Annotated in this window: 16 protein-coding genes and 2 pseudogenes; 4 read left to right on the forward strand and 14 right to left on the reverse strand. The window is 64.1% G+C overall.

The window, feature by feature from the left end; all coding sequences use genetic code 11:
- Positions 1-78: 78 nt before the first annotated feature.
- From NKG60_RS24500 to NKG60_RS24530, 7 genes are all read right to left on the reverse strand, one after another.
- Positions 79-2,910 carry a nitrate reductase gene (locus tag NKG60_RS24500; protein WP_352866629.1) on the reverse strand — a complete coding sequence of 944 codons (2,832 nt, stop codon included), beginning with the start codon at positions 2,908-2,910 and terminating at the stop codon, positions 79-81.
- Between the two features lie 3 nt (positions 2,911-2,913).
- Complete coding sequence (nirD, locus tag NKG60_RS24505; protein WP_352866627.1) at positions 2,914-3,243, reverse strand: nitrite reductase small subunit NirD; 330 nt, start codon at positions 3,241-3,243, stop codon at positions 2,914-2,916.
- Between the two features lie 5 nt (positions 3,244-3,248).
- Positions 3,249-5,699, reverse strand: a complete 2,451-nt coding sequence (gene nirB, locus NKG60_RS24510) for a nitrite reductase large subunit NirB (protein ID WP_352975797.1) — start codon at positions 5,697-5,699, stop codon at positions 3,249-3,251.
- Between the two features lie 19 nt (positions 5,700-5,718).
- The gene (locus NKG60_RS24515) at positions 5,719-7,020 is read right to left on the reverse strand and encodes an MFS transporter (RefSeq protein WP_352866623.1); all 1,302 of its coding nucleotides are present in this window, start codon (positions 7,018-7,020) and stop codon (positions 5,719-5,721) included.
- A 533-nt stretch (positions 7,021-7,553) separates the two neighbouring features.
- Positions 7,554-8,351 (reverse strand): ABC transporter ATP-binding protein, encoded by a 798-nt coding sequence (locus NKG60_RS24520; protein ID WP_352866621.1) that lies wholly within the window; start codon positions 8,349-8,351, stop codon positions 7,554-7,556.
- Positions 8,352-8,362: 11 nt separating this feature from the next.
- Positions 8,363-9,259, reverse strand: a complete 897-nt coding sequence (gene ntrB, locus NKG60_RS24525; protein WP_352975798.1) for a nitrate ABC transporter permease — start codon at positions 9,257-9,259, stop codon at positions 8,363-8,365.
- Between the two features lie 77 nt (positions 9,260-9,336).
- The gene (locus tag NKG60_RS24530) at positions 9,337-10,653 is read right to left on the reverse strand and encodes a CmpA/NrtA family ABC transporter substrate-binding protein (RefSeq protein WP_352866617.1); all 1,317 of its coding nucleotides are present in this window, start codon (positions 10,651-10,653) and stop codon (positions 9,337-9,339) included.
- Here NKG60_RS24530 and NKG60_RS24535 point away from each other — a divergent pair.
- Entirely contained in the window at positions 10,640-10,813 is a 174-nt protein-coding gene (locus NKG60_RS24535; RefSeq protein WP_352866615.1) for a hypothetical protein, read from the forward strand. The genes NKG60_RS24530 and NKG60_RS24535 overlap by 14 nt on opposite strands.
- Positions 10,814-11,004: 191 nt before the next feature.
- On the opposite strand, the gene NKG60_RS24540 is transcribed toward NKG60_RS24535, so the two are convergent.
- A complete protein-coding gene (locus tag NKG60_RS24540; RefSeq protein ID WP_352866613.1) occupies positions 11,005-12,243 on the reverse strand; it encodes a CmpA/NrtA family ABC transporter substrate-binding protein in 1,239 nt (412 codons plus the stop codon).
- Positions 12,244-12,245: 2 nt separating this feature from the next.
- A complete protein-coding gene (locus NKG60_RS24545) occupies positions 12,246-12,845 on the reverse strand; it encodes an ANTAR domain-containing response regulator (protein WP_023676288.1) in 600 nt (199 codons plus the stop codon).
- 119 nt (positions 12,846-12,964) lie between these two features.
- Between NKG60_RS24545 and NKG60_RS24550 the strand changes: the two are divergent.
- The 3 genes and pseudogenes from NKG60_RS24550 to NKG60_RS24560 all read left to right on the forward strand — a co-directional run.
- Positions 12,965-13,093, forward strand: a pseudogene (locus NKG60_RS24550) (ABC transporter permease); the annotation flags it as partial.
- A gap of 244 nt (positions 13,094-13,337) precedes the next feature.
- Positions 13,338-14,324: a methyltransferase gene (locus NKG60_RS24555; protein ID WP_352866611.1), complete on the forward strand. Its 987-nt coding sequence runs from the start codon at positions 13,338-13,340 to the stop codon at positions 14,322-14,324.
- Positions 14,325-14,566: 242 nt separating this feature from the next.
- A complete protein-coding gene (locus tag NKG60_RS24560; protein WP_352975802.1) occupies positions 14,567-15,094 on the forward strand; it encodes a GNAT family N-acetyltransferase in 528 nt (175 codons plus the stop codon).
- A 212-nt stretch (positions 15,095-15,306) separates the two neighbouring features.
- Here NKG60_RS24560 and NKG60_RS24565 read toward each other — a convergent pair.
- The 5 genes and pseudogenes from NKG60_RS24565 to NKG60_RS24585 all read right to left on the reverse strand — a co-directional run.
- A pseudogene (locus NKG60_RS24565) lies at positions 15,307-15,773 on the reverse strand (ATP-binding protein); the annotation flags it as partial.
- 275 nt (positions 15,774-16,048) lie between these two features.
- Positions 16,049-17,269 carry a D-alanyl-D-alanine-carboxypeptidase/endopeptidase AmpH gene (gene ampH, locus NKG60_RS24570; RefSeq protein ID WP_352866605.1) on the reverse strand — a complete coding sequence of 407 codons (1,221 nt, stop codon included), beginning with the start codon at positions 17,267-17,269 and terminating at the stop codon, positions 16,049-16,051.
- 281 nt (positions 17,270-17,550) lie between these two features.
- The gene (locus NKG60_RS24575; protein WP_352975804.1) at positions 17,551-19,050 is read right to left on the reverse strand and encodes a helicase HerA domain-containing protein; all 1,500 of its coding nucleotides are present in this window, start codon (positions 19,048-19,050) and stop codon (positions 17,551-17,553) included.
- Positions 19,051-19,249: 199 nt separating this feature from the next.
- Entirely contained in the window at positions 19,250-20,137 is an 888-nt protein-coding gene (locus tag NKG60_RS24580) for an alpha/beta fold hydrolase (protein WP_352866601.1), read from the reverse strand.
- Between the two features lie 56 nt (positions 20,138-20,193).
- Positions 20,194-22,257, reverse strand: coding sequence for a PAS domain-containing hybrid sensor histidine kinase/response regulator (locus NKG60_RS24585; RefSeq protein ID WP_352975805.1), 2,064 nt, complete (start codon positions 22,255-22,257; stop codon positions 20,194-20,196).
- Positions 22,258-22,308 lie beyond the last annotated feature (51 nt).

Below are 22,308 nucleotides of genomic sequence, written 5' to 3' on the forward strand. Positions count from 1 at the left end.
GAAGTCAGAACGTTGGTAGCCCATGGTTTGAAAATTGCTAGTAAGCATCGTGCAGCGGCGCGGCAGGGTTCCTCGGCATCACTCCGCAGCTTGAAGACGCCGCCCGTCGATAATGGTCTTGATCTCGGCGCGACAGGAGCCGCAATTGGTGCCGGCGTGAAGGGCGGCGCCAATTGCCGCAACGCTGGTGCAGCCGCCGCGCACCGCTTCCGCGATCTGGTTGGCACCGACCCCGAAACAGGCGCAGACGATGGCGCCGCGATCGACGCTCTTGCCACCAGGCCTGCCGGCGACAATCGCCAACCGCGCCTGCCGATCGGCATGGTCGGCATCCAGTTGTTCGACCGCCCAGCCGCGCGACACCGCTACCGGAGTGGGCGCAAGATAGAGCGCGCCGACCAGCCGACTGCCCGCGAAACGGGCGAAGCGATGGTGCCCGCCGGCGATGTCGTGATAGGCGAGCGTCTCCCCTTCCATGCCTAACAGGGAGGCGGCAAACGCGGTCCAGTCGCGGCTGTCCTGCAGCGCAATTTCAAGCCGCCAGCCGGCGGGGCAGCGGGCGAGGCCCCAGTAATCGGCGTCGATGGATGCGGGCCGTTCGGCAAGCACGGCGAAGCCGAAGGCCGTGGCAGCGAACCGCTCGATGCGGGCGGCAACATTCTTCGAGGCCGGCTGGCCTGAACTCGCATCGGTCGTCGGCGCTACCAATGCATCGACGCGCGCGTGGCCGGAGAACTGATCGGTCCAGTGCATCGGTACGAATACAGAGCCTTGGCGTTGGCGCACCGTCACCAGCGCGCGGACCAGCACCTCGCCATACGCGGTTGAGACGCGCACGATATCGGCATCGCCGATGCCGTAGTGCTGCGCATTCGCCGGATGGATTTCGACGAACGGTTCGGCCATGTGCTGCGATAAGCGCGGGCTTTTTCCCGTGCGCGTCATGGTGTGCCAGTGATCGCGGACGCGGCCGGTGTTGAGTATCAGCGGATAGTCCGGGCTAGTGCGGGTTTCGACGGTTGGGCGGATGGCAATGAAGCGCGCCTTGCCGTCGGGCGTGTAGAAATTGCCGTTGGCGAAGAAGCGGGTGCTTTTGTCCTCCGGCTGGCGCCAGGCACCCCCCTCTGGCCTGCCGGCCATCTCCCCCTGAAGGGGGGAGATTTGCAGTTTTGCCGGCACCGCCTTTTCAGCGATGGTAACGATTGGCGAAGGCCATGGTGGCGGCTGATCTCCCCCCTTGAGGGGGAGATGGCCGGCAGGCCAGAGGGGGGTGCCTTGGCTCGGCGCTGGCCATTGGAATGGCGCCAACTCCTCATACGTCCCTGCATCGACCCCGGCATAAGCGCCGATGTCGAAATCGCGTGCCCCGTCATTCTCGAAGCCCGACAACGCGGCATGCTCGGCGAAGATGTCGGCCGGCGACACATGCGAAAACGCCTCGCCAAAGCCCATCAGCTTGGCGACTTCAGCGATGATCCACCAATCTGGCCTCGCCTCGCCGGGCGTGGCCAAGAAAGCCCGCTGGCGCGAGATGCGGCGCTCCGAATTGGTGACGGTGCCATCCTTTTCACCCCATGCGGTGGCCGGCAGCCGGACATGGGCGTGGCGGACCGTGTCGGTCTCGCCCAGCACGTCCGACACCACAACAAACGGGCAGGCCTTGATCGCCGCTTCGACCGCATCGGCATCCGGCATCGAATCGACCGGATTGGTCGCCATGATCCACAGCGCCTTGATGCGTCCGTCGGCCACCGCTTGGAACATCTCGACCGCTTTCAGGCCGGGTTTTTCGGCGACGGTTGGGGCATGCCAGAAGCGCTGCACGCGGTTGCGGTGCTCGGGGTTTTCGATCTCCATGTGGGCGGCCAGCATGTTGGCCATGCCGCCGACCTCACGGCCGCCCATGGCGTTGGGCTGGCCGGTCAACGAAAACGGCCCGGCGCCGGGCTTGCCGATGCGACCGGTGGCCAGATGGCAGTTGATGATGGCGTTGACCTTGTCAGTGCCCGAAGATGACTGGTTCACGCCCTGGCTGTAGACGGTCACCGTCTTCGCCGTCGCGGCAAACAGGCTGTAGAAGCGGGCCAGCTCGTCCTCGCCGAGGCCCGTGGCCGCCGCGATGCCGGCAAGGTCGAGCGCCGAGGCGGCGAAAAGGGCTTGCCCGAAGCCGGTCGTGTGCGCCGTGATATAGGTGCGGTCCAGCGCGTTGTGCTGGCCGAGATAGGCGAGCAGCCCTGTGAACAAAGCTACATCGCCATCGGGCGCGATCGCCAGATGCATGTCAGCGATATCTGAGGTCATGGTGCGGCGTGGGTCGATCAGCACCACCTTCATCTCGGGCCGCTTTTCCCGGGCGGCGGCAATGCGCTGGTAGAGCACCGGATGGCACCAGGCGAGATTGGAGCCGACCAGTACGATCAGGTCGGCAAGTTCCAGATCCTCGTAATTTCCCGGAACGGTGTCCGAGCCAAAGGCGCGGCGGTGGCCGGCGACCGACGAGGCCATGCACAGGCGCGAATTGGTGTCGATATTGGCCGAGCCGATGAAGCCTTTCATCAGCTTGTTGGCGACGTAATAGTCCTCAGTCAGCAACTGGCCGGAGACGTAGAAGGCGACCGCGTCAGGGCCGTGCTCAGCAATGGTTTGCGAGAAGGTCGAAGCGACAAGGTCGAGCGCTTCGTCCCAGTCGGTGCGGCGACCGTGGATTTCCGGATGAAGCAGCCTGCCTTCGAGATCGGTGGTCTCGGCCAGCGCCGAGCCCTTGGAGCAGAGCCGGCCGAAATTCGCCGGGTGGTCCGGGTCGCCACGAACGGTAATTTGGCCGTCCGCGGCGACCTTCGCCAGCACGCCGCAACCCACCCCGCAATAGGGGCAGGTGGTCCTCACCTCGCGCGCTTCATCAATCTGCATGGTTCACGCCGCGCGGCTGGCCAGCGCTTCCAGCGCAATGAACAGCCGCTCGCCGTCGATCCGGACCGGAATGGTGCGCACCACACCCTCGTCCGCGCCGAGCGCGTTGCCTGTCTCCAGCGAGATCACCCAATTGTGCAAGGGACAGGTCACCGCCGTGCCATGGACGATGCCCTGGCTGAGTGGCCCACCCTTGTGCGGGCAATGGTCCTCGATGGCGAAGACCTGATCGTCCGCCGTGCGGAAGACGGCGATCTTGCCTTGAGGCGTTGCGACGCAGCGGGCGCCGCGGCGCGGAATGTCTGACATCGAGCCGATTGATACCCAGTTCATCATGATCACTCCGCCGCCTGCGCGAAACCGACCGAAGCCATCGGCCGGAATTCATGCTTGTCCTTGCCGGAAGCACGTTCCGACCACGGGTCGACCTGGGCGAATTTCTGGGAAAAGACGAAGCGGTCGAAATAGGCCTTGCGCTTCTCGCCATCGTCCATGATCTGGCGTTTGATCTCGGCGATGCCGACGCGCTTGGCCCATTTGTAGATACGCTCGAGATAGCGGCCCTGCTCGCGATACATCTGCGTCAACGCCACGATATGCTCCAGCGCCTCGTCCTCGGTCTTGACCAGGCCGAGCACTTCGGTGCCCTTGATGTCGAGGCCAGCGGCGCCGGCGAAATGGATTTCGTAGCCACTGTCGACGCAGATCACGCCGACATCCTTGCAGGTCGCCTCGGCACAGTTTCGGGGACAGCCCGACACCGCCATCTTGACCTTGGCCGGGGTCCACGAGCCCCACATGAATTTTTCGATACGGATGCCCAAGCCGGTCGAATCCTGCGTGCCGAAGCGGCACCAGTCCGAGCCGACGCAGGTCTTCACCGTGCGCAACCCCTTGGCATAGGCGTGGCCGGAGACGAAGCCAGCCTGTCCGAGATCGGCCCATACCGCCGGCAGGTCTTCCTTGCGGATGCCGAGCATGTCGATGCGCTGGCCGCCGGTGACCTTGACCATCGGGATCTCGAACTTGTCGACGACGTCGGCGATGGCGCGCAATTCGGCGGCGTTGGTGACGCCGCCCCACATGCGCGGCACCACCGAATAGGTGCCGTCCTTCTGGATGTTGGCGTGGACGCGCTCGTTGATGAAGCGCGACTGGTAGTCGTCGGCGTATTCGTCGGGCCAGTCGCAGACGAGATAATAGTTGAGCGCCGGCCGGCATTTGGCGCAGCCGCAGGAGGTCTTCCACTCCAGTTCCTGCATGACGGCGGGAATGGTCTTCAGGCCCTTGGCCTTGATCAGCCGGCGGACCTCGTCATGGCCAAGCGTGGTGCAGCTGCACATCGGCTGGACCGCCGCAGGGTTGTATTTGTCGCCGATGGTCAGCACCATCAGCTTTTCGACCAACCCGGTGCAGGAACCGCACGAGGCCGACGCCTTGGTGTGGGCGCGCACGTCGTCGAGCGAGGTCAGGCCCTTGGCCGTGATCGCGCCGGTGATCTTTCCCTTGCATACGCCGTTGCAACCGCAGATTTCCGCATCATCCGGCAAGGCTGCAACGGCCGCCATAGGGTCCAGGGGGGCGCCTCCCTGGTAGGACTGGCCGAAGATGAGCGTGTCGCGCATCTCGGATATGTCGGTCTGCTTCTTCTTGAGGTCGTTGAACCAGGCGCCGTCCGCTGTCTCGCCATAAAGCACGGTGCCGATGATGCGGTCATCCTTGAGCACCAGGCGCTTGTAGACGCCGGCCGCCGCATCGCGCAGCACGATCTCCTGGCGATCATCGCCCTCGGCGAAGTCGCCGAGCGAAAACAGCTCGATGCCGGTGACCTTGAGCTTGGTCGGCGTGTCCATGTGAACGAAAGCCGCCGTCTCATTGCCGGCCAGATGGCTGGCGGCGACGCGCGCCATCTCGTAGAGCGGCGCGACCAGCCCGTACACCTGGCCGTTGACCTCGGCGCATTCGCCGATTGCGTAGATCTCGGGATCGTTGCTGCGCATGCCGGCGTCGACGACAATGCCGCGATTGACCGCAATGCCGGCTTCCTTCGCCAAAGCCGCATTCGGCCTGATGCCCACCGCCATGACGACAAGCGTTGCCGGAATGATAGTGCCGTCGGCAAGCTCCACCCGCTCGACCTTGCCGTTGCCGGTGATCGCCTGGGTGTTGGCCTTGGTGATGACCTTGATGCCGCGCTGCTCGACTGCGCGCTGCAGGAGATAGCCGGCGGCCGGATCGAGCTGACGCTCCATCAGCGTCGGCATGACATGCAGCACGGTGACGTCCATACCTTGAGCGTTCAAGCCCGCGGCTGCTTCGAGCCCGAGCAGGCCGCCGCCGATGATCACAGCCTTGGCCCGCGACTGGGCGGCCAGCATCATGGCGCGGACGTCGTCCAGATCGCGATACGTGAGCACGCCCGGCAGGTCATGGCCTGGCACCGGAATGATAAACGGCACCGAGCCGGTGGCGATGACGAGCTTGTCGTAGGGCTCGGTCACGCCGTGATCGGAGGTGACGGTCTTTGCCTGCCGGTCGATGGCGACGATCTTGTGGCCCTTGTAGAGGGTGATGCCGTGCTTGATGTACCAGCCGTCGCCATGGATGATGATCTCCTCATAGGCCTTTTCGCCCGACAGAACCGGCGACAGCATGATGCGGTCGTAGTTCACGCGCGGCTCGGCGTTGAAGATGGTGACCTGGTAGCGCCCAGGCGCCTTTTCCAGGAGGTGCTCCAGCATGCGCCCGGGGGCCATGCCGTTGCCGATGATAACGAGTTTCTCGGTCATGTCCTGATCCACTCCGGTCTCACTCAGCCGCGTAGGAAAGGCCTGACGCTTCGTCAGACGCCGTGCGCTCCATCCGCCGGATGGAAAAATGCATCCAGGCAAAGCAGGTGGCGACGATGACGAAGAGCAGCATGAAGCAGCTCGACCAGACGCCGGTGAGGTCGTTGAGCGCGCCGAAGACGATTGGCAGGATAAAGCCGCCGAGCCCGCCAATCATGCCGACAACGCCGCCGACCGCGCCGACACTCTGCGGATAGTAAGCCGGGATGTGCTTGTAGACGGCAGCCTTGCCAAGGCTCATGAAGAAGCCGAGCACACAGGCAACGGCTATGAAGGCGAGCGGGCCGACCTCGAAATGGAAGGCGATCGGCCCGCTGACACCGCGCACGACGTAATCTGCCGAGGGGAGAGACAGAACGAGAGTCGCGGCGGCACTGACAGCGAAGGTCCAGTAGAGCACGGTGCGCGCGCCGATCCGGTCGGAAAGCACGCCGCCATAGGCGCGGAAAATGCTTGCGGGAATTGAATAGGCCGCCCCGATCATGCCGGCGGTCGCAAGCCCGAAGCCGTAGACGCCGATCAGGTAGCGGGGCAGCCACAGCGAGAGCGCCACGAATGCACCGAAGGCGAAGAAATAATAGAAGGCGAAGCGCCAGACCTGCAGGTTCTTGAGCGGCGCGAATTCCTGCCAGAAGCTTCTCGCGGGCGCTGCCTTGCCGGCGCGGCGCTCGCGGATGACCGGATCGTCGCCGGTCGTGAACCAGAAGACGGCGGCCATGACGACGAGTGCTGCCGCCCAGATCAGCGCGACCGTCTGCCAGCCCCAGGAGAGAAGCACGAACGGTGCCAGGAACTTGGTGACCGCGGCGCCGACATTGCCGACACCGAAAATGCCAAGCGCCGTGCCCTGCTTGCCGGCCGGGAAGAAGCGCGAGACATAGGCGACACCGACGGCGAAGGAACCGCCGGCGAGCCCAACGCCTAGCGCAGCGACCAGCATCTGCCCGTAGGTGTGCGCAAAAGCGAGCAGGAAGGTCGCGACCGCCGCCGCAAGCATGGTCGCGGTGTATACCAGCCGTCCGCCAAAACGGTCGGTCCAGACACCGAGCACCATACGCACGAGCGAGCCGGTGAGGATCGGCGTGCCGACGAGCAGGCCGAACTCCGTCTCGTTCAGCCCCAGCTCCTGCTTTATGCGCACGCCGATGATTGAAAAGATCGTCCACACCGCGAAGCAGACGGTGAAGGCGATGGTGGACATGACAAGCGCCTGCCGGGGAGCACTGTCCTGGCTGGGCGCTGCTGGGAGATTTGCGGTCATTTTCTGGCTCCGGTTTGCGGCGTGGGAGGCACCGCCCTTGTCTGTTCGTTCGCGACTGTCAGCGGCGCGGCATCGCGGTCAGCGCGCTGACGGCCAGAAAATCGCGGCGCGTGAAGTCCGCGAGGGACGCGCCAGTTCCGATCCGTTTCGTCATCGTCGTCTCCGGTTGGGCGCCGCTTGGGACCAGCGCGGTCGATTGCGTCAAAAACAAAAAAGCCGCCGGCCAGGTCTTCGCGTCCGGGTTCCGGGGGCGCGTGTGGACCTGAGCGGCAGCTTTGCCTGTGGCGCCCGCCATTGGACGCCGTGTCACTTGGCCCTTGCGGACCTACATTTTGAAAAGCAGGAAGCGTGCCAATTCGACAGCGCTCTGAATTATCGAATGAAATCAATGCGAACTGCAGCCGCGCGACTTTTGACCAAGCTCGGCAGCGGATCAAAGATTAGTCAGAATGCCTTGCACAGCAGCATAATATTTGTGCAATGCGGTAGGTTGCCCATTGCCGATGCAGATGACGAGTTTTCAGGTTATTGCCTTACTCCGCGGCTTCGACGAAGCGGTGGCGTTCGTAAAGGAATTTCAGCACCGCCTCGCGGCAGCGCAGGAAGGTGCGGTCGGAGGAAAGCTCGATGCGCCGGCGCGGCCGGGCCAGCGGCACGGGAAGAACCTCGCCGATGGTGGCCGCCGGGCCGTTGGTCATCATCACGATGCGGTCGGACAACAGCACCGCCTCGTCGACATCATGGGTGATCATGATCGTCGTCGAGCCGAGCCTCGAATGGATATCCATCACCGCGTCCTGAAGATGGGCGCGCGTCAGCGCGTCGAGCGCGCCGAAGGGCTCATCGAGCAGCAGGATCTTCGGTTCCATGGCCAGCGCCCGGGCGATGCCGACGCGCTGCTTCATGCCGCCCGATATCTCCGCTGGGCGCTTGTCTTTCGCATGTGCCATCTGCACGAGATCGAGATTGCGCATGATCCAGTCATGCCGTTCGGCCCGGCTCCTGGTGTGACCGAAGACTTTCGATACTGCCAAATTGATGTTTTCGTAGACGGTCAGCCATGGCAGCAGGCTGTGGTTCTGGAACACCACGGCGCGTTCCGGGCCAGGACTGTCGACCTCCTTGTCCTCGAGCAGAACGGCGCCGGCCGAGACCTTGGTCAGGCCGGCGATCAGGTTGAGCAAGGTCGACTTGCCGCAGCCTGAATGGCCGATGATCGAGACGAATTCGCCCTTGTCGATGGTCAGCCGAATATCCTTCAGGACGTCACTGACCTGGCTGCCGCGGGCGAAGGATTTGTCGATGTGGTCGAGCTTCAGATAGGCCGTCATCGTCCCTCTCCTCACTTTGCCGTTGTGCCGCGGGTGACGAAGGCGCCGACCGCCGCGACCAGGCGGTCGAGGCAGAAGCCGGTGACGCCGATATAGGCGAGCGCGACGATGATGTCGGGCAGGCGCGACGAATTCCACGCGTCCCAGATGAAGAAGCCGATGCCGACGCCGCCGGTCAGCATTTCGGCGGCGACGATGGCCAGCCACGACAGGCCGATGCCGATCCGCAAGCCGGTGAAGATGTAAGGCGCGGCCGCCGGCACCATGATCTTCACGAAGAACTCGAACTGGTTGAGCCGGAGGATACGGGCGACGTTGCGGTAGTCCTCGGGGATGTTGCGGACACCGACCGCGGTGTTGATGATGATGGGCCAGATCGAGGTGATGAAGATGACGAAGATCGCCGACGGGCTGGAATCGCGGAACGCCGCCAGCGACAGCGGCAGCCAGGCGAGCGGCGGCACCGTGCGCAGGATCTGGAAGACCGGATCGAGCCCGCGCATCGCCCAGATCGACTGGCCGACGAGCGCGCCGAGCGCGATGCCGACGATTGCCGCCAGGCCGAAGCCCATGGCGACGCGCTGCAGCGACATCAGCACCCGCCAGGCGAGCCCAATGTCCTGCGGGCCATTGTCGAAGAACGGGTGGGCGATCAGGTCATAGGCTTCGTTCCACACCTGGCTTGGCGGCGGCAGGCTGGCTGTGGGCGACGAACAGGCGACCTGCCAGACGACGAGCATGATGGTGATGACAATGACCGGCGGCACCAGCGTGCTTGCCAGCTTGGCGGCGATCGCGGCCGGGTCGAAGCGGCGCCGCGCCCTGGCGGTGAAAGCGATGATTTCGGCGGGCTTGGCCGGCGCGGGGAACGGCTTCACCTTGCTGTCCTCGATGGCTTGGATAGACATTGTTTCGAAAAACTCCTTGGCGGCACGTGCAAGGCAGGCGGCGCTGTCACCGCCTGCCCCGCGCGTCTATGTCAGGCTCAGGCCGACACCTTGATCTTTAGACTGTCGAGATAGGCCGACGGGTTCTCCGGATCGAAGATCTTGCCGTCGAAGAAGGTTTCGGTGCCGCGCGACGAAGACGCCGGAATATCGGCCGCGGCGACACCAAGATCTTTGGCCGCCTCGCGCCACAGATCCTCGCGATTGACCTGCGCGACCAGCGCCTTGATGTCGGTGGTCGGCGCGAACTTGCCCCAGCGGATGTTCTCGGCGAGGAACCAGCTGTCGTGGCTCTTGAAGGGATAGGACACGCCGCCCTGCCAGAACTTCATGTAGAGATCGGTGCCGGTGGCGACGCGGCCATTGCCGTAGTTGATGTCGCCCTTGAGGCGGCCGATGATGTCGGCGGTCGGCACGTTCATCCACTGCCGCTTGCCGATGATGGCGGCCATCTCGTCCTTGTTCTCCTTGGCCTCGCACCATTGCTGGGCCTCCATGACGGCCATCAGGATCGCCTTGGTGGCGTTCGGATATTTGTCGATGAAGGCGGCGCGCAGGCCGAGCGCCTTTTCCGGATGGCCCTTCCACAGTTCGCCAGTGGTGGCGGCGGTGAAGCCGACGCCCTGGTGGACGAGCTGCTCGTTCCATGGCTCGCCGACGCAGAACACGTCCATGTTGCCGACCTTCATGTTGGCGACCATCTGCGGCGGCGGCACGACGATGGTCGAGACGTCCTTGTCGGGATCGATGCCGCCGGCGGCCAGCCAGTAGCGCAGCCAGAGATCGTGCGTTCCGCCCGGGAAGGTCATGGCGGCCTTGACCTCCTTGCCTGCTGCCTTCTTGGCGGCGAAGGCTTCCTTCAGCTTGGAGGCATCGAGGCCGACGCCGGTGGCGGCATATTCCTGGGCGACGGAAATGCCCTGGCAGTCGTAGTTGAGCCGCGCCACGATCGCCATCGGCAGCGGCTGCTTGTTCTGCGTCACCTTGCCGGTGTGCATCAGATAGGGCATCGGCGTCAGGATATGGGCGCCGTCAATGCCGTTGGCGTCGCCGCCGAGCACCAGATTATCCCGCGTTGCGCCCCACGAGGCCTGCTTGAGCACCTCGACATCGGGCATGCCGAATTTCTCGAACAGGCCCTTTTCCTTGGCGATCATCAACGGCGCCGCATCGGTCAGCGCAATGAAGCCGAGCTTGGCGCCCGTGACTTCCGGTACGGCGGTAGCCGCATAGGCGCCGGAGGGCAGCAGCGCACGCGCCGCCGCCAGCGTTGCCGCGGTAGCCGCGCTGATCCTCAGGAAATCCCGGCGGCTGATCGCCGTTTGGGCGGAATGGCTCTTGATGCGTTTCGTCATCGTCATCTCCGGTTGGGCGCGGCTTGGGATCGGCGCCGTCGATTGCGTGAAAACAAAAAAGCTGCCGGCCAGGCCGCGCGCGTCCGTCCATCCGGGATCGCGTGTTGACCTGAGCGGCAGCTTTGCCTGTAGCGCCCGCCATTGGACGCGTATTCCGTGACCCGAGAAGAGTCTGCCTATTGCAAAGCAGGAACCGTGCCAGTTTCGGAATGGATGACAAACATCAATGAGATCAATGCCATGCCACAATCGTCGGCGCGCCGGCCCGCTGGGCGAGCAAGCCAAGGATTGTTCATTAGCGCATTTGCACGCACATTTTTTGTGCAGCGCACAAGAATGCCGCGGAAATGATCAGGCTTCGGCGCGCGCCAATTTCTGGCCGGCAATGTAGGCGTCGATCTCGTCGGGATCGAAGATCTGGCCATCGAAGAAGCCGTCGGGACCGAGCACCAGGCTGGCACCGGCCGAGCCGACCGGAGTGGCAACCGTAAGCGCCCCCTCGACCTTGGAATTGGCACCCGGCAGAGCGACGCCGAGCGGCTTCAGCGCCGCGCGATAGAGGTCGGGCCGATAGGTCTCGCGTGCCAGCGCCATATTGGCGGCGCTGTGCTTGACCTGCCCCCAACGCACCATCTGCGTGTAGAACCACAGCGCATGGCTCTTCCACGGGAAGTTCGCCGCCTTGTCGAAGGGCAGAAAGAAGTCGCCGACGCTGAGTTCGGCGCCGCCGCCGAGCGCAAGATGGCCGCTGAGGATCGGCATCTGCAGCGCCGGCGCCAGGCCAAGGAAAGCCGGCTGCGCCATCAGGGCCGCAAGTTCGCCGCGGTTTGCCGGGTCCTGGCACCAGCGCGCCGCATGATGCAGCGCGCGCAGCAGGGCCGAAAGCGCGTCCGGCTGTTTTTCGGCCCATGCCTTGCGCACGCCGACGACTTTCTCCGGGCTGGTCTTCCAGATTGCCGCCTTGACCGTGGCGATGCGGCCGGTGCCGGCGACGACCGCAGCACTGTTCCAGGGTTCGCCGACGCAGTAGCCGTCGATCCTGCCGGCGGCGAGCGCATCCGCCATAAAAGGCGGCGGCACGATGACGATTTCAATCTCATGCGACGGGTCGATGCCGCAGGCGGCGAGCCAGTAGCGCAGTTCGTAATTGTGCCCGGAATGCGGATGGACGACGGCAAAGCGAAGCGGATCGCCGCCGGCATTCGCCCGTTCACGGATCAGCGCTCCCAAGGCCTTGCCGGCCCGCGCCGGATCGAGGTCGGGTAAGGCGCCGTGCGCGGCCATGCCCGCCCAGACGGCGTTCGAAACGGTGACGCAATTGCCGCCGAGGCCGAGCGAGAACGGCACGACCGTGTCGGAGGCGAGCGGCGTCAGCCCCAGATTGCAGGCGATCGGCATCGGCCCCAGCATGTGCGCCAGATCGAAATGGCCGATGGCGATGCGGTCGCGGATGTTGGCCCACGACGTTTCCCGGTTGAGCGTCAGGTCGACGCCTTCGCGCAGGGCGAAGCCAATTTCTTTCGCCGCGACAAGGACAGCGCTGTCGAAGAGCGGCATGAAGCCAGCATTGATCCGGTGCTCGGCCGCCATTCTCAACTCTCCTCGGGATCCAGCAGGCCTGCCGCCGTCACCAGGCTCTGGGCGATTTCGGCGATCTTGCGGTTCTGGTTCATGGCGGTCTTGCGCAGCAGCGTATAGGCCGCGTCCTCCGACAGGCCGCGCGACTTCATCAATATGCCCTTGGCGCGATCGATCACCTTGCGGCTTTCCAATTCGCTGCGGGCTTCTTCCAGTTCGCGCGCCATGCGCGAAAACGCGTTGAAGCGGCTGATCGCCATGTCGAGGATCGGCTTGACGCGCTCCTGGCGCAAGCCGTCGACGACATAGGCCGACACCCCGGCTTCCACCGCAGCTTCGATCGACGCCTGGTCCGAGCGGTCGACGAACATGGCAATCGGCCGCTTCACCACGCGCGACAGCTGGAACATGTTTTCGAGCATGTCGCGGTTGGGATTTTCGAGATCGATGACGATCACATCGGGTTCGATCTCGGCGATCCGCCGCGCTATGCCGGCGACATCGTGGATGACCGTGACCTGCTGATGCCCGGCCTCCCGCAACCCTGCTTCGATGATGGAAGCGCGGATGTGGTTTTCATCGATCACCAGGACAGTGAGGGATTTGCGGATCATGCCGCATTTTGCGCAGGCGAGGCGATTGTGCAATGCGGCATGGCGAGATTCACGGAAACAAAGCCGGCGCGCCGCCCGAGGCATTGGGAGCGACGGGCCAGAGTCGCGGGCGGCTGTCCGGCGTGATCCTCACCGTGCTGACGACGCTGCTGACCATCGTGCTTGCCGGAGGGGGCGAGAAGGATATTGTTTGGGCTGATCGTGCTGTTCGTGACGTCGGCGTATTGCGGATTGTGGAGGAGAGATAGGGGAAGGGCTGAGGCGACGGCTGCTTTTGACCCAAAGCGGAGCCGCGCATGACAGCTTTGCGCCGATGTCGGCCGTTCGAGGCGGCGATAGACATTCTCAGAAGCTGACGTTCAGCTTTGCCAGGAGTATCCGTTACGTCATCGTGTCGGTCGCTCGAAATAATGATTTTGTCTTCACTTTCCGGAGAACGGAAGTTCTAATCTATGGGAGCTGCTTCAAATTCGGTCGCGGAAGGGGGGCGACATGGTGGATTCTGCTCGGATCGACAAGCTGATCGCAGCGGTGCCCCCCGCCTTAGCGCTTCGAGCCGGGCTGGACCTGGGCATCTTCACCCGGCTCGGTGGCAGCGCGGTGACTGCTGACAGCCTGGGGGCCGCGCTCAAAGTCGAGCCCGATCGTCTGTCGCGGCTCCTCTACGCGCTCGCCAGCATCGGTCTCCTCGAAGTCAAGGATGGTCAATTTCGCAACGGAGCCGAAGCGGCGGCCTTCCTCGACGCGTCCAAGCCGACCTATCGCGGCGGCGATCATGCGCTCCTGCGCGAGCTCTGGGGAGCCGACTTGCTGACCGCAGAGTCGCTGCGACAGAACCGGCCGGCTGCGCTGCACGACTTTTCTGAAGCAGGGCCCGCAGCGGCGGCGGCCTTCAGCCGCATGCTCGCACCGGGCGGGGTGATCTTCGGCCGACATCTGGCCCGGGAGATAGACCTCTCGGCGATCGGTTCCGTGATCGACATCGGCGGGGGCTCCGGGACCATTCTCGTCGGACTTCGCGAGCGGCAGCCGCAGATTGCGGCGACATTGATGGAACTGCCAGCGGTCGCGGCGGTCGCGCCAGATATCCTGTCAGAATACGGTGCCGACGACGTGGTTGTCGAAGAGGGGGACATAACTGTCGCGCCATCGATCGGTCGGCACGATCTGGCGATCCTGAAGGCCGTCGTCCAGGTCCTTCCGCCTGACCAGGCGCGCAGTTCGATCCTGAACGCGGCGCGTTGCCTCACACCGGGAGGCGAGATCGCAATTGCGGGGTGGGGTGTCGTCGATGACGACCGCCTCGGCCCGCCTGAGGGTGTCTTTCTGAATATCACCTTCTTGAACCTCTATGGCCACGGCGAATCGTACACTGAAGGTCAGTATCGAGCGTGGATGACCGAGGCTGGATTCCGGGATATCTCCAGGTCGCGCCTGGCGGACGGCTGCACCTTGTTTCGTGCGCGCCTCACGGGCTGATCGTGGTTGGATGGTTGGTTTCGGACGCAAGGCTCTCCGAGGCGCCGATGAGCACACGGCAGTATGCCCGGCTGGTCGATAGATAGGTCTCAGCGATTGGGCTGCGACCTGAAGACGGCACACTACCAAGGGGCTGTCATTGGTGATTAGCGGCCTGCCAGGGCCGTTGCGTTGGCGCCGCCTCAGGTCGAAAATGCCCCATGGAAGCAGTCCGATTTCCCAAGCTCACGACACCAAGGCTCGTGCTTCGGGCGCCGAGCGAACGGGATATCCCAGCATGGTTTGCGCGCGCGATGGATGTCGAATCCGCGTCCCTTGCCGGCGATCCCGTTCGTGACGACATAAGGGCAGGCGAACGGTGGTTCGCCCGTTCGCGTCAGCGGTTCGCTGACGGCAAGGCGATCCAGTGGTCCGTAGACCAAGCAGGAGTATCGGACGCGATCGGGACGATAACCCTGTCCTTCGGCGCAACCGACGCCAAGGCAGCCGCATTGGGATTTGTGCTGGCGCGTGCGCATTGGGGGCACGGACTGGGCAGCGAGGCGGCGCGCGAAGTCCTCCGCTACGCCTTTGAAACTCTGGCGCTTGAACAGGTGACGGCCGAGGCGGCGGCGCGCAATTTCGCGTCGCTGCGAATATTGGCGAAGCTCGGCTTCAAACATATCGAGAGCCTAATCGATGAGTCCCACGGCGAGCGCTGCCAGCGTTTTGCGCTCGACGGAGAGGTCGGATCGTCACTGTTGGCGAGCAACGCGATGCCAGACTGCTAGGCTTTGAACCATCCGCCAATAGAGATTGTTTGTTCTGTTTAGGTCCGCAATGAGGTCGCCAGCGGAACGTCCATTTGCTGATGACTTCAGCCTAGAAGCTGACAGTCGGCTCACGGCCCAAACGCGACGTATGAGTAATGGTTTGGCGATGACCGCTCTGGTGCTTTGCTAATGTTGAGCAATGTCAGCTTTCGCCCAAAACGCATCAGCCTTCACCCCACCAAGCTCCCCTGCTCCACCTCCGCCGCATTCGAATCCCCCGGCGCCGTCGCCCAGGCCAGTTCCACCAGCGTCACCGTCCGCCGTCCAACGCCGTCGAGCTGGCACACGATCAGCCCCTGCTCCTCGATGTAGGTCAACAGGCGCCGGGCGCGGCGCAGCGAGTGCGAGCCGTAGGCGCGGGCGATCGCGGCGTCGCTCGGGCAGGGCCAGCCCTCCTTGGCGGCGCGGGCGATCATCATGAACACGCCTTGCATATCCTCGGGCAGCAGCGAAGCGCGCGCCGAGGCGTCCTGCCAGGCGTCGTCGCCGGCCATGTCGGAGCCCAAGCCGGCGCGGGCGCGCGTCAGCATGCGGCGGAACTCCGGCACGACCGAGGCCAAGCCCTCGATGCGGCAGCGGACCACGAACTCCTGATAGAGCACGCCGATGACCGGAAGCCGGCATCGGGCTGCGCCAAGAGGCGGCTGATGGTGTCGGGACTGCGAGCAGCGCGGCATTCGCGGTCGGCTACGAAAGCGGGATGCCAAGAGGCGAGAGGCAGAACCTTGGCCGCCGTTTGAGCAGGCCGTGAGCAGCGATGAAGCGGTCGGCGCCGGCAAAGGTCGTCCTCGGGAGGCTAAGCGGTCGGCCGGAAATAGCCGATGTCGCGCTTGCCTTGCCGCGAAACATGCCGTCCGTCAGGCCCCTTCACAGCGTCAATCATCGCGCACGTCCTCCCGATCAGCGCGAAAATCAGCGTGGAGCGATCTCTGCGACGAGATCGTTCGTCGTCTTGACCCCAGCCATGAAGCCGGCGGCATTGAATTCGTTCATGACGAAGAAAGCGCCGACGCCGCGTGTCGGTGCAATCGCAACATAGAGAAACATCCCTTGCAGGCCGCCGCTCTTCTGGAGGATGAGCGGGCGATGCTCGTTGGGGAGCATGATGACCCATCCGAGACCCATGGCGTCCATCGGGCCGCCGTCATCCAGCCCCACCACCGACGCGAGCCCGTCCCGGTACAAAAAAGCCGCGTGGTTCAAAAGGCGCAACTCGGCGTCGGCCGCGGAAGGCTTGTTGTCGACATGCCAGTTCATCCAGCGCAGCAGGTCGGCCGCCGTCGAGTACAATCCACCGGCGCACTCCATGGCTGTGCTCGTCGGCACGATTGGCATGGGGCTGCCGTCGAAGTCATGGCCCTGCATCAGGCGCGGCTCGTCCTCCGGTCTTGGGCTGAAAACCGTGTCTTTCATGCCGAGAGGTTCGAGGACACGCTCCCGAAGGACCTCGGCATACGGCTTTCCAGAGACATTCGCGAGCGCCGCTCCGAGGAGGTCGTATCCGAAGTTCGAATAGAGAACGGCGGTGCCCGGCGCGAACAGCAGCGGATTGTCCTTGAGCGCGGCAATCTGCGCCTCTTTGGTGTTCGTAGAGAAGGGGTCGGAGGGGGGCGCCTCGGCCACTGGCACCTCCCGCGGAAGGCCGGAAGCTTGCGTGACGAGATCGATCAGGCGGAGGGCGCGGCCATCTTTCTCCGGGAGCGTGAGGTCCCAGCCAAGGCGATCCTGCAGCCGGTCGGTGAGCTGTACCTTGCCGTCGATCGCCAGCGAGGAAAGCACACTGCCGCAGAACACTTTGCTCACGGACGCGATGCGGAACATTGTGTCGCCGTCGGGCACCTTTTCACTCCCGTCGGCAATCTTGCCGAAACCGGCCAAGGCCGTCTCGCCGTTGCGTACGGCGCCGAAGATCAGGCCAGGCACCTTGGTGGAGAGATACAGGATCGTACCGTTGAACTGCACCGCTTCCGTCAGCAGCTTGTCCTCGGCATGTCCATAAGAGGGAACGGCTGCGATTGCCGTCAAAGCGATGGCCAGAAGTCGGCGCGATCGAGACAAACGCATTGCCAAAATCCTTTGATAAAGCTGCAGAATAAACTCTTCGGAAAGGGCCGCCGCGTAGTATCTTACCATCTCTCCAGAAGCAGGAGATGTCAACAGAATGAACCGAAGGGGTAATCGGCGGAGGTAGCGTAGGTTCGGAGGATATTTGCGCTACAGTCCTGCCGTATTTCTTGTCTTCGTCAGTTGATTGAGGCTGATCTCTTCATTGGCAAACCGACCCGCTGGTAGTTTAGAAGATATGTAAAGCGCCGTCGGCAGGAGGGAGTGCTGTAGCGTCGAACAACTTACAATAGCGGCTCTGCGTCGCGCCAATCGCCGTCGTATGATGAAGACCGCGCTCGGCCGCCGCCTCACCCCACCGCACTCCCCTGATCCACCTCTCCCGCATTAGGATCGCCCGGGGCGGTCGCCCAGGCCAGTTCCACCAGCGTCACAGTCCGCCGTCCAACGCCGTCGAGCTGGCACACGATCAGCCCCTGCTCCTCGATGTAGGTCAGCAGGCGCCGGGCGCGGCGTAGCGAGTGCGAGCCGTAGGCACGGGCGATCGCCGCGTCGCTCGGGCAGGGCCAGCCCTCCTTGGCGGCGCGGGCGATCATCATGAAGACGCCTTGCATATCCTCGGGCAGCAGCGAGGCGCGCGCCGAGACGTCCTGCCAGGCGGCGTCGCCTGCCATGTCGGAGCCGAGGCCGGCGCGGGCGCGCGTCAGCATGCGGCGGAATTCGGCCAAGTCCGGCACGACCGAGGCGAGGCCCTCGATACGGCAGCGGACCACGAACTCCTGATAGAGCACGCCGATGACGCGGAAGCCGGCATCGGGCTGCGCCAGCACGGCGCGCAGCACCCGGTCGACGCGCTCGCGCCGCTCCGCCAGATCCTCGGCGCTGATCGGCGGCTCCACCGGTTCAGGGCGAATTTCCAGCGCCGCCGATTTTGCCGCCATCAGCTGATCGAGCAGGTCCGGTGACGACCGGCGCTGCGGCCGGACAGTTTCCGGCGGCGGGGCCGCCAGGATGATCGCGCGGGCATCCTCCAACGCCGCTTCCGGCAGCGGCATCAGGCGCGGGGTCGCATTGCGCGGACTTGTATCGGTCGGGCCGATGCGCAAGCCGAGCGGACGGCGCGACAGCGCCGGGCCGAGCGCCATGAACTGTCCGCGTTCGAGGTCGCGAAAGGCCTCCGCCTGGCGCCGCTCCATGCCGAGAAGGTCGGCAGCGCGCGCCATGTCGATATCGAGAAAGGTCCGGCCCATGAGGAAATTGGAAGCCTCGGCGGCGACGTTCTTGGCGAGCTTGGCCATCCGCTGGGTGGCGATGATGCCGGCCAGCCCGCGCTTGCGGCCACGGCACATCAAATTGGTCATGGCGCCGAGCGAGAGCTTGCGCGCCTCGTCCGAAACCTCGCCGGCCACTGCCGGCGCGAACAGCTGCGCCTCGTCGACCACCACCAGCATCGGGTACCAGTGGTCGCGGGCGACCTCGAACAGCCCGCCGAGGAAGGCGGCGGCGCGGCGCATCTGGTTCTCGGCGTCGAGCCCCTCGAGATTGAGCACCGTGGAGACGCGGTGGATGCGCGCCCGCTCGCCGGCGCTCTGCAGGCCGCGCTCGGTATGCTCCTCGGCATCGATAACCAGATGGCCAAACCGGTCGCCCAGCGTTACGAAGTCGCCTTCGGGGTCGATGATGGTTTGCTGCACCCAGGGCGCACTCTGCTCCAGGAGCCGGCGCAGCAGATGGGATTTGCCGGAGCCGGAATTGCCCTGCACCAGAAGGCGCGTCGCCAGCAGCTCCTCAAGATCCAGCGCCGCCGGGGCGCCTGCGCTCGTCTGGCCCATCTCGATCGCAACGGTCATGTCTTCGACTCTCCTTGCGGAGAGGCTTATCAACCGCATCACAGCCAGTCGAGCGCGCCATGGCCGGCGCTCGGTGTTGCGCACAGGCTGGATGCTGCCAGGTCAACGATACGAAACGTACCGTTTCGATTCAAGACTGCCACTAAGGAGTGGATTCCTGTCCTTCGCATCGGCTACCGGATAGAGGCGCCCGACGCGGTCATTGACGCGGTGGAGATCGAGCGGCCGAAGCCGATTTTTTGTGGGCATTTGCCCGCTCCTCCAGGTCTCGCCAGAAGCCAAGCACTGTCGCCATGATCGCTTCCGGCGCGTCCTCCTGCATAAGATGCTTCGCGTTCGGCACGACGTGGAAGGAAGCGCTCGAAATGCGGCGCGCGAGCTCGCGACCGTCGGCGATGGAAATCCACTGGTCGTCCTCGCCCCACAGGATGGCAACGGGGCAACGAATCTCACCGTATCGCCACTCGACCTCTTGCGAGTATTTGTCATCCATCTGAGCGACCTGGCGCCAGAAGGCTTTTTGGCCTTCGGCTCCCAGCCACGGCGCGAGGTAAAGCGCCATCTCTTCCTCGCGTAGCGCATTCGCTACGGCGCCGCCGATGTAGGCGCGCAGGATCGCTTCGTGAATGTAGTGCGGGAGGCCGGAAAAGACCGTCTCGTGTTTCTTGGCGGCCTGAACAAGTGGTGAGCCTTGCGGGCTGATTGCGACCGGATCGATCAGAACCAGCGACCGGTAGTCGAGCCCGTTGAGCAAATGACCGCGCAACGCTGTTGAGCCGCCGAGATCATGCGCAACGATATCGGGGTTACGCAGGCCCCAATGATCGTAAAGGGCCGCGAAAAGTTCGTTCTGCATGCCACGGGACACGTCGCTGTCGGGTTTGTCGGATCGACCATAGCCGAGCATGTCAAAGGAATAGATTCGCCTCTGTTGGCCGAGCAAAGGCGCAATTCTACGCCATGCCGACGATGAGAAAGGCGTGCCATGCAGCAATACCGCGGGTGAGCCCTCGCCCATCGCGCCCCAGGCGATCGAGTTCCCTTGAAAGGTGAAGCGTTCAGGAAGAGGCCAGTCCGCTGTCGCCATCAGTCTTTCCTCCGATCCTAACGCAGCTAACGACCTATCCAACGACAACCTGTACGTCAGGTTCGAATGGTCCGCTTCGTCACCGGCTGGGCCTGCTTGGCCCTCTGCGAGCCGGCGCGCGGGGCGGCTGCAAGAATGCTCTCCATCAGGTCCTTTTCGCGCAGCGGTTTGCCGAGCAGCGGCACGTCGGGGGGCCGGTCGGCTATGGCGTCGGCATCAGCATATCCCGTTATCATCACCGCCGGCCAATCGGCCCGCAGATTGCGGGCGAACCGAATGACCTCGAGGCCCGAGACGAGCGGCATGGCAAAATCGGTGACAATGACATCGAAATCGTATGGCGCCCGCTCGATCATCGCCAGCGCCTCCGCACCGCCCCCGGCACAGGTCACCGCAAAGCCGTGTTGGCGAAGCGATTGCGCCGTCAGTTCCCGCAGTACATTACTGTCGTCGATCAGCAGGACCGATGGATAGTCCTCGCCGGCATTCACGACGCTGTCGTCGGCATCGGATTTGTCGGCGATTTCGACCGGGCGCTCGATTGAACGCGGCAGCCAGAGCTGGACGGATGTTCCACTGCCGACGGTGCTTTCAATGCGAAGCGTGCCGCCCGATTGCTTGACGAAACCATGCACCGTGCTCAGACCGAGGCCAGTGCCTTTGCCGACCGGTTTTGTGGTGAAGAACGGTTCGACGACCTTGGCGAGAATGTCAGCCGGTATGCCCGACCCCGTGTCCTTGACGGTGACCACGACATAGTCGCCCGCCGAAATATCCTCGGCTGCACTGCCCAGCGTTCGATTTTGCGCCTCCACGATTATGGTGCCGCCGGACGGCATAGCATCGCGCGCGTTGAAGACCAGGTTCATCAGCGCCAGCTCCAGCTGGCTGGCATCGACATGCGCCGGCCACACGGTGTCGTCGACACGCCAATCGAAACGGATCAGGCCGCCCAGGACCGGGGCTACCAATCCGTTCATGGTATCGCCGAGCGCGGCGAGGCGCACGGCCTCCGGCCTCAGTGTCTGGCGACGCGAGAACGCAAGCATGCGGTTGACGAGCTCGGCGCCCTGTTTTGCCGACCGGCGTGTCAGTTCCAGAACCTGCCTGGTCTGTCCATCGAACTCGGCGTGGCGCTCGAGCAATCCCAATCCGCTGAGAATTGCGGCAAGCAGATTGTTGAAATCATGTGCCAGGCCGCCGGTAAGCTTGCCGATCGCGTCGAGGCGCTGCGACTGCAGCAGTTGGTTCTCAAGCTCGCGCCGCTCGGTAATATCCAGCAACGTGCCGAGGATCTCGGGCTTTTGGCCGTCGGAGCCGTTCGACAGGACGCCCTGGTCGAGGAAAATCCGGTAGTTGCCGTCGGCGCATTGCCAGCGGAATTCGCAGGTGTAGGAGCCGGCGGCCTTGGCGTTGAGCAGGGCTTGCCTCACCCTCGGCAGATCGTCGGGATGAACCCGGCTCAGGCCGAAGTCTGGATCGGCGGTCAGTCGTTCGGCAGGAAAGCCGGTCAGGCGTTCGACCCCTTCGGTGACAAAGCTGGCGCCGAACGGCGGCTCCGCCGCCCTTGCGTGGAAGCAGACCGGAAGAGAGCTCAAAATGGCATGCTGCCGCTCCTGGGCGCTGCGCAGCGCTCGCTCGGCCTCGAGCTTTTCCTGCTGCGCCTGCAGTGCCTGGGCCAGCAGCCGTTGCTCGGCAGCCGCCTTTTGCTGGATTTCGAGCGTCTTCTCATGAAGCTCGACGAACACGGCGACCTTGGAGCGCAGCATGGCCGGGTCGAAGGGCTTGAACACGTAATCCACCGCGCCGGCGTCATAGCCGCGCAGCATGTGGGCGTCTTCCTTGTTGATGGCGGTGAGAAAAATTATCGGCGTTCGCCTGGATTGCTCGCGCTGGCGGATCAATCCCGCGGTCTCGTAGCCGTCCAGCCGCGGCATCAGCACATCCAGCAGGATGACGGCGAAATCCTCCTTCAGCAGTGCGCGCAACGCCTCTTCGCCCGACTGCACGCAGACGACTTCACCGATCGGGGCCAGAACCTCACCGATCGCCAGCAGATTGCGCTCGTCGTCATCCACCGCCAGGATGCGCGCCTTTGCCGGCCCCGCTGCCGGCGCCATGACCTCCAGCTTCCTTGCTCCGTTTCTCGACAGTTTCTGCATCGAGCGGCC

The sequence above is a fragment of the Mesorhizobium sp. M1428 genome (genome assembly GCF_040317515.1).
In the GTDB taxonomy this organism is placed as follows: Bacteria; Pseudomonadota; Alphaproteobacteria; order Rhizobiales; family Rhizobiaceae; genus Mesorhizobium.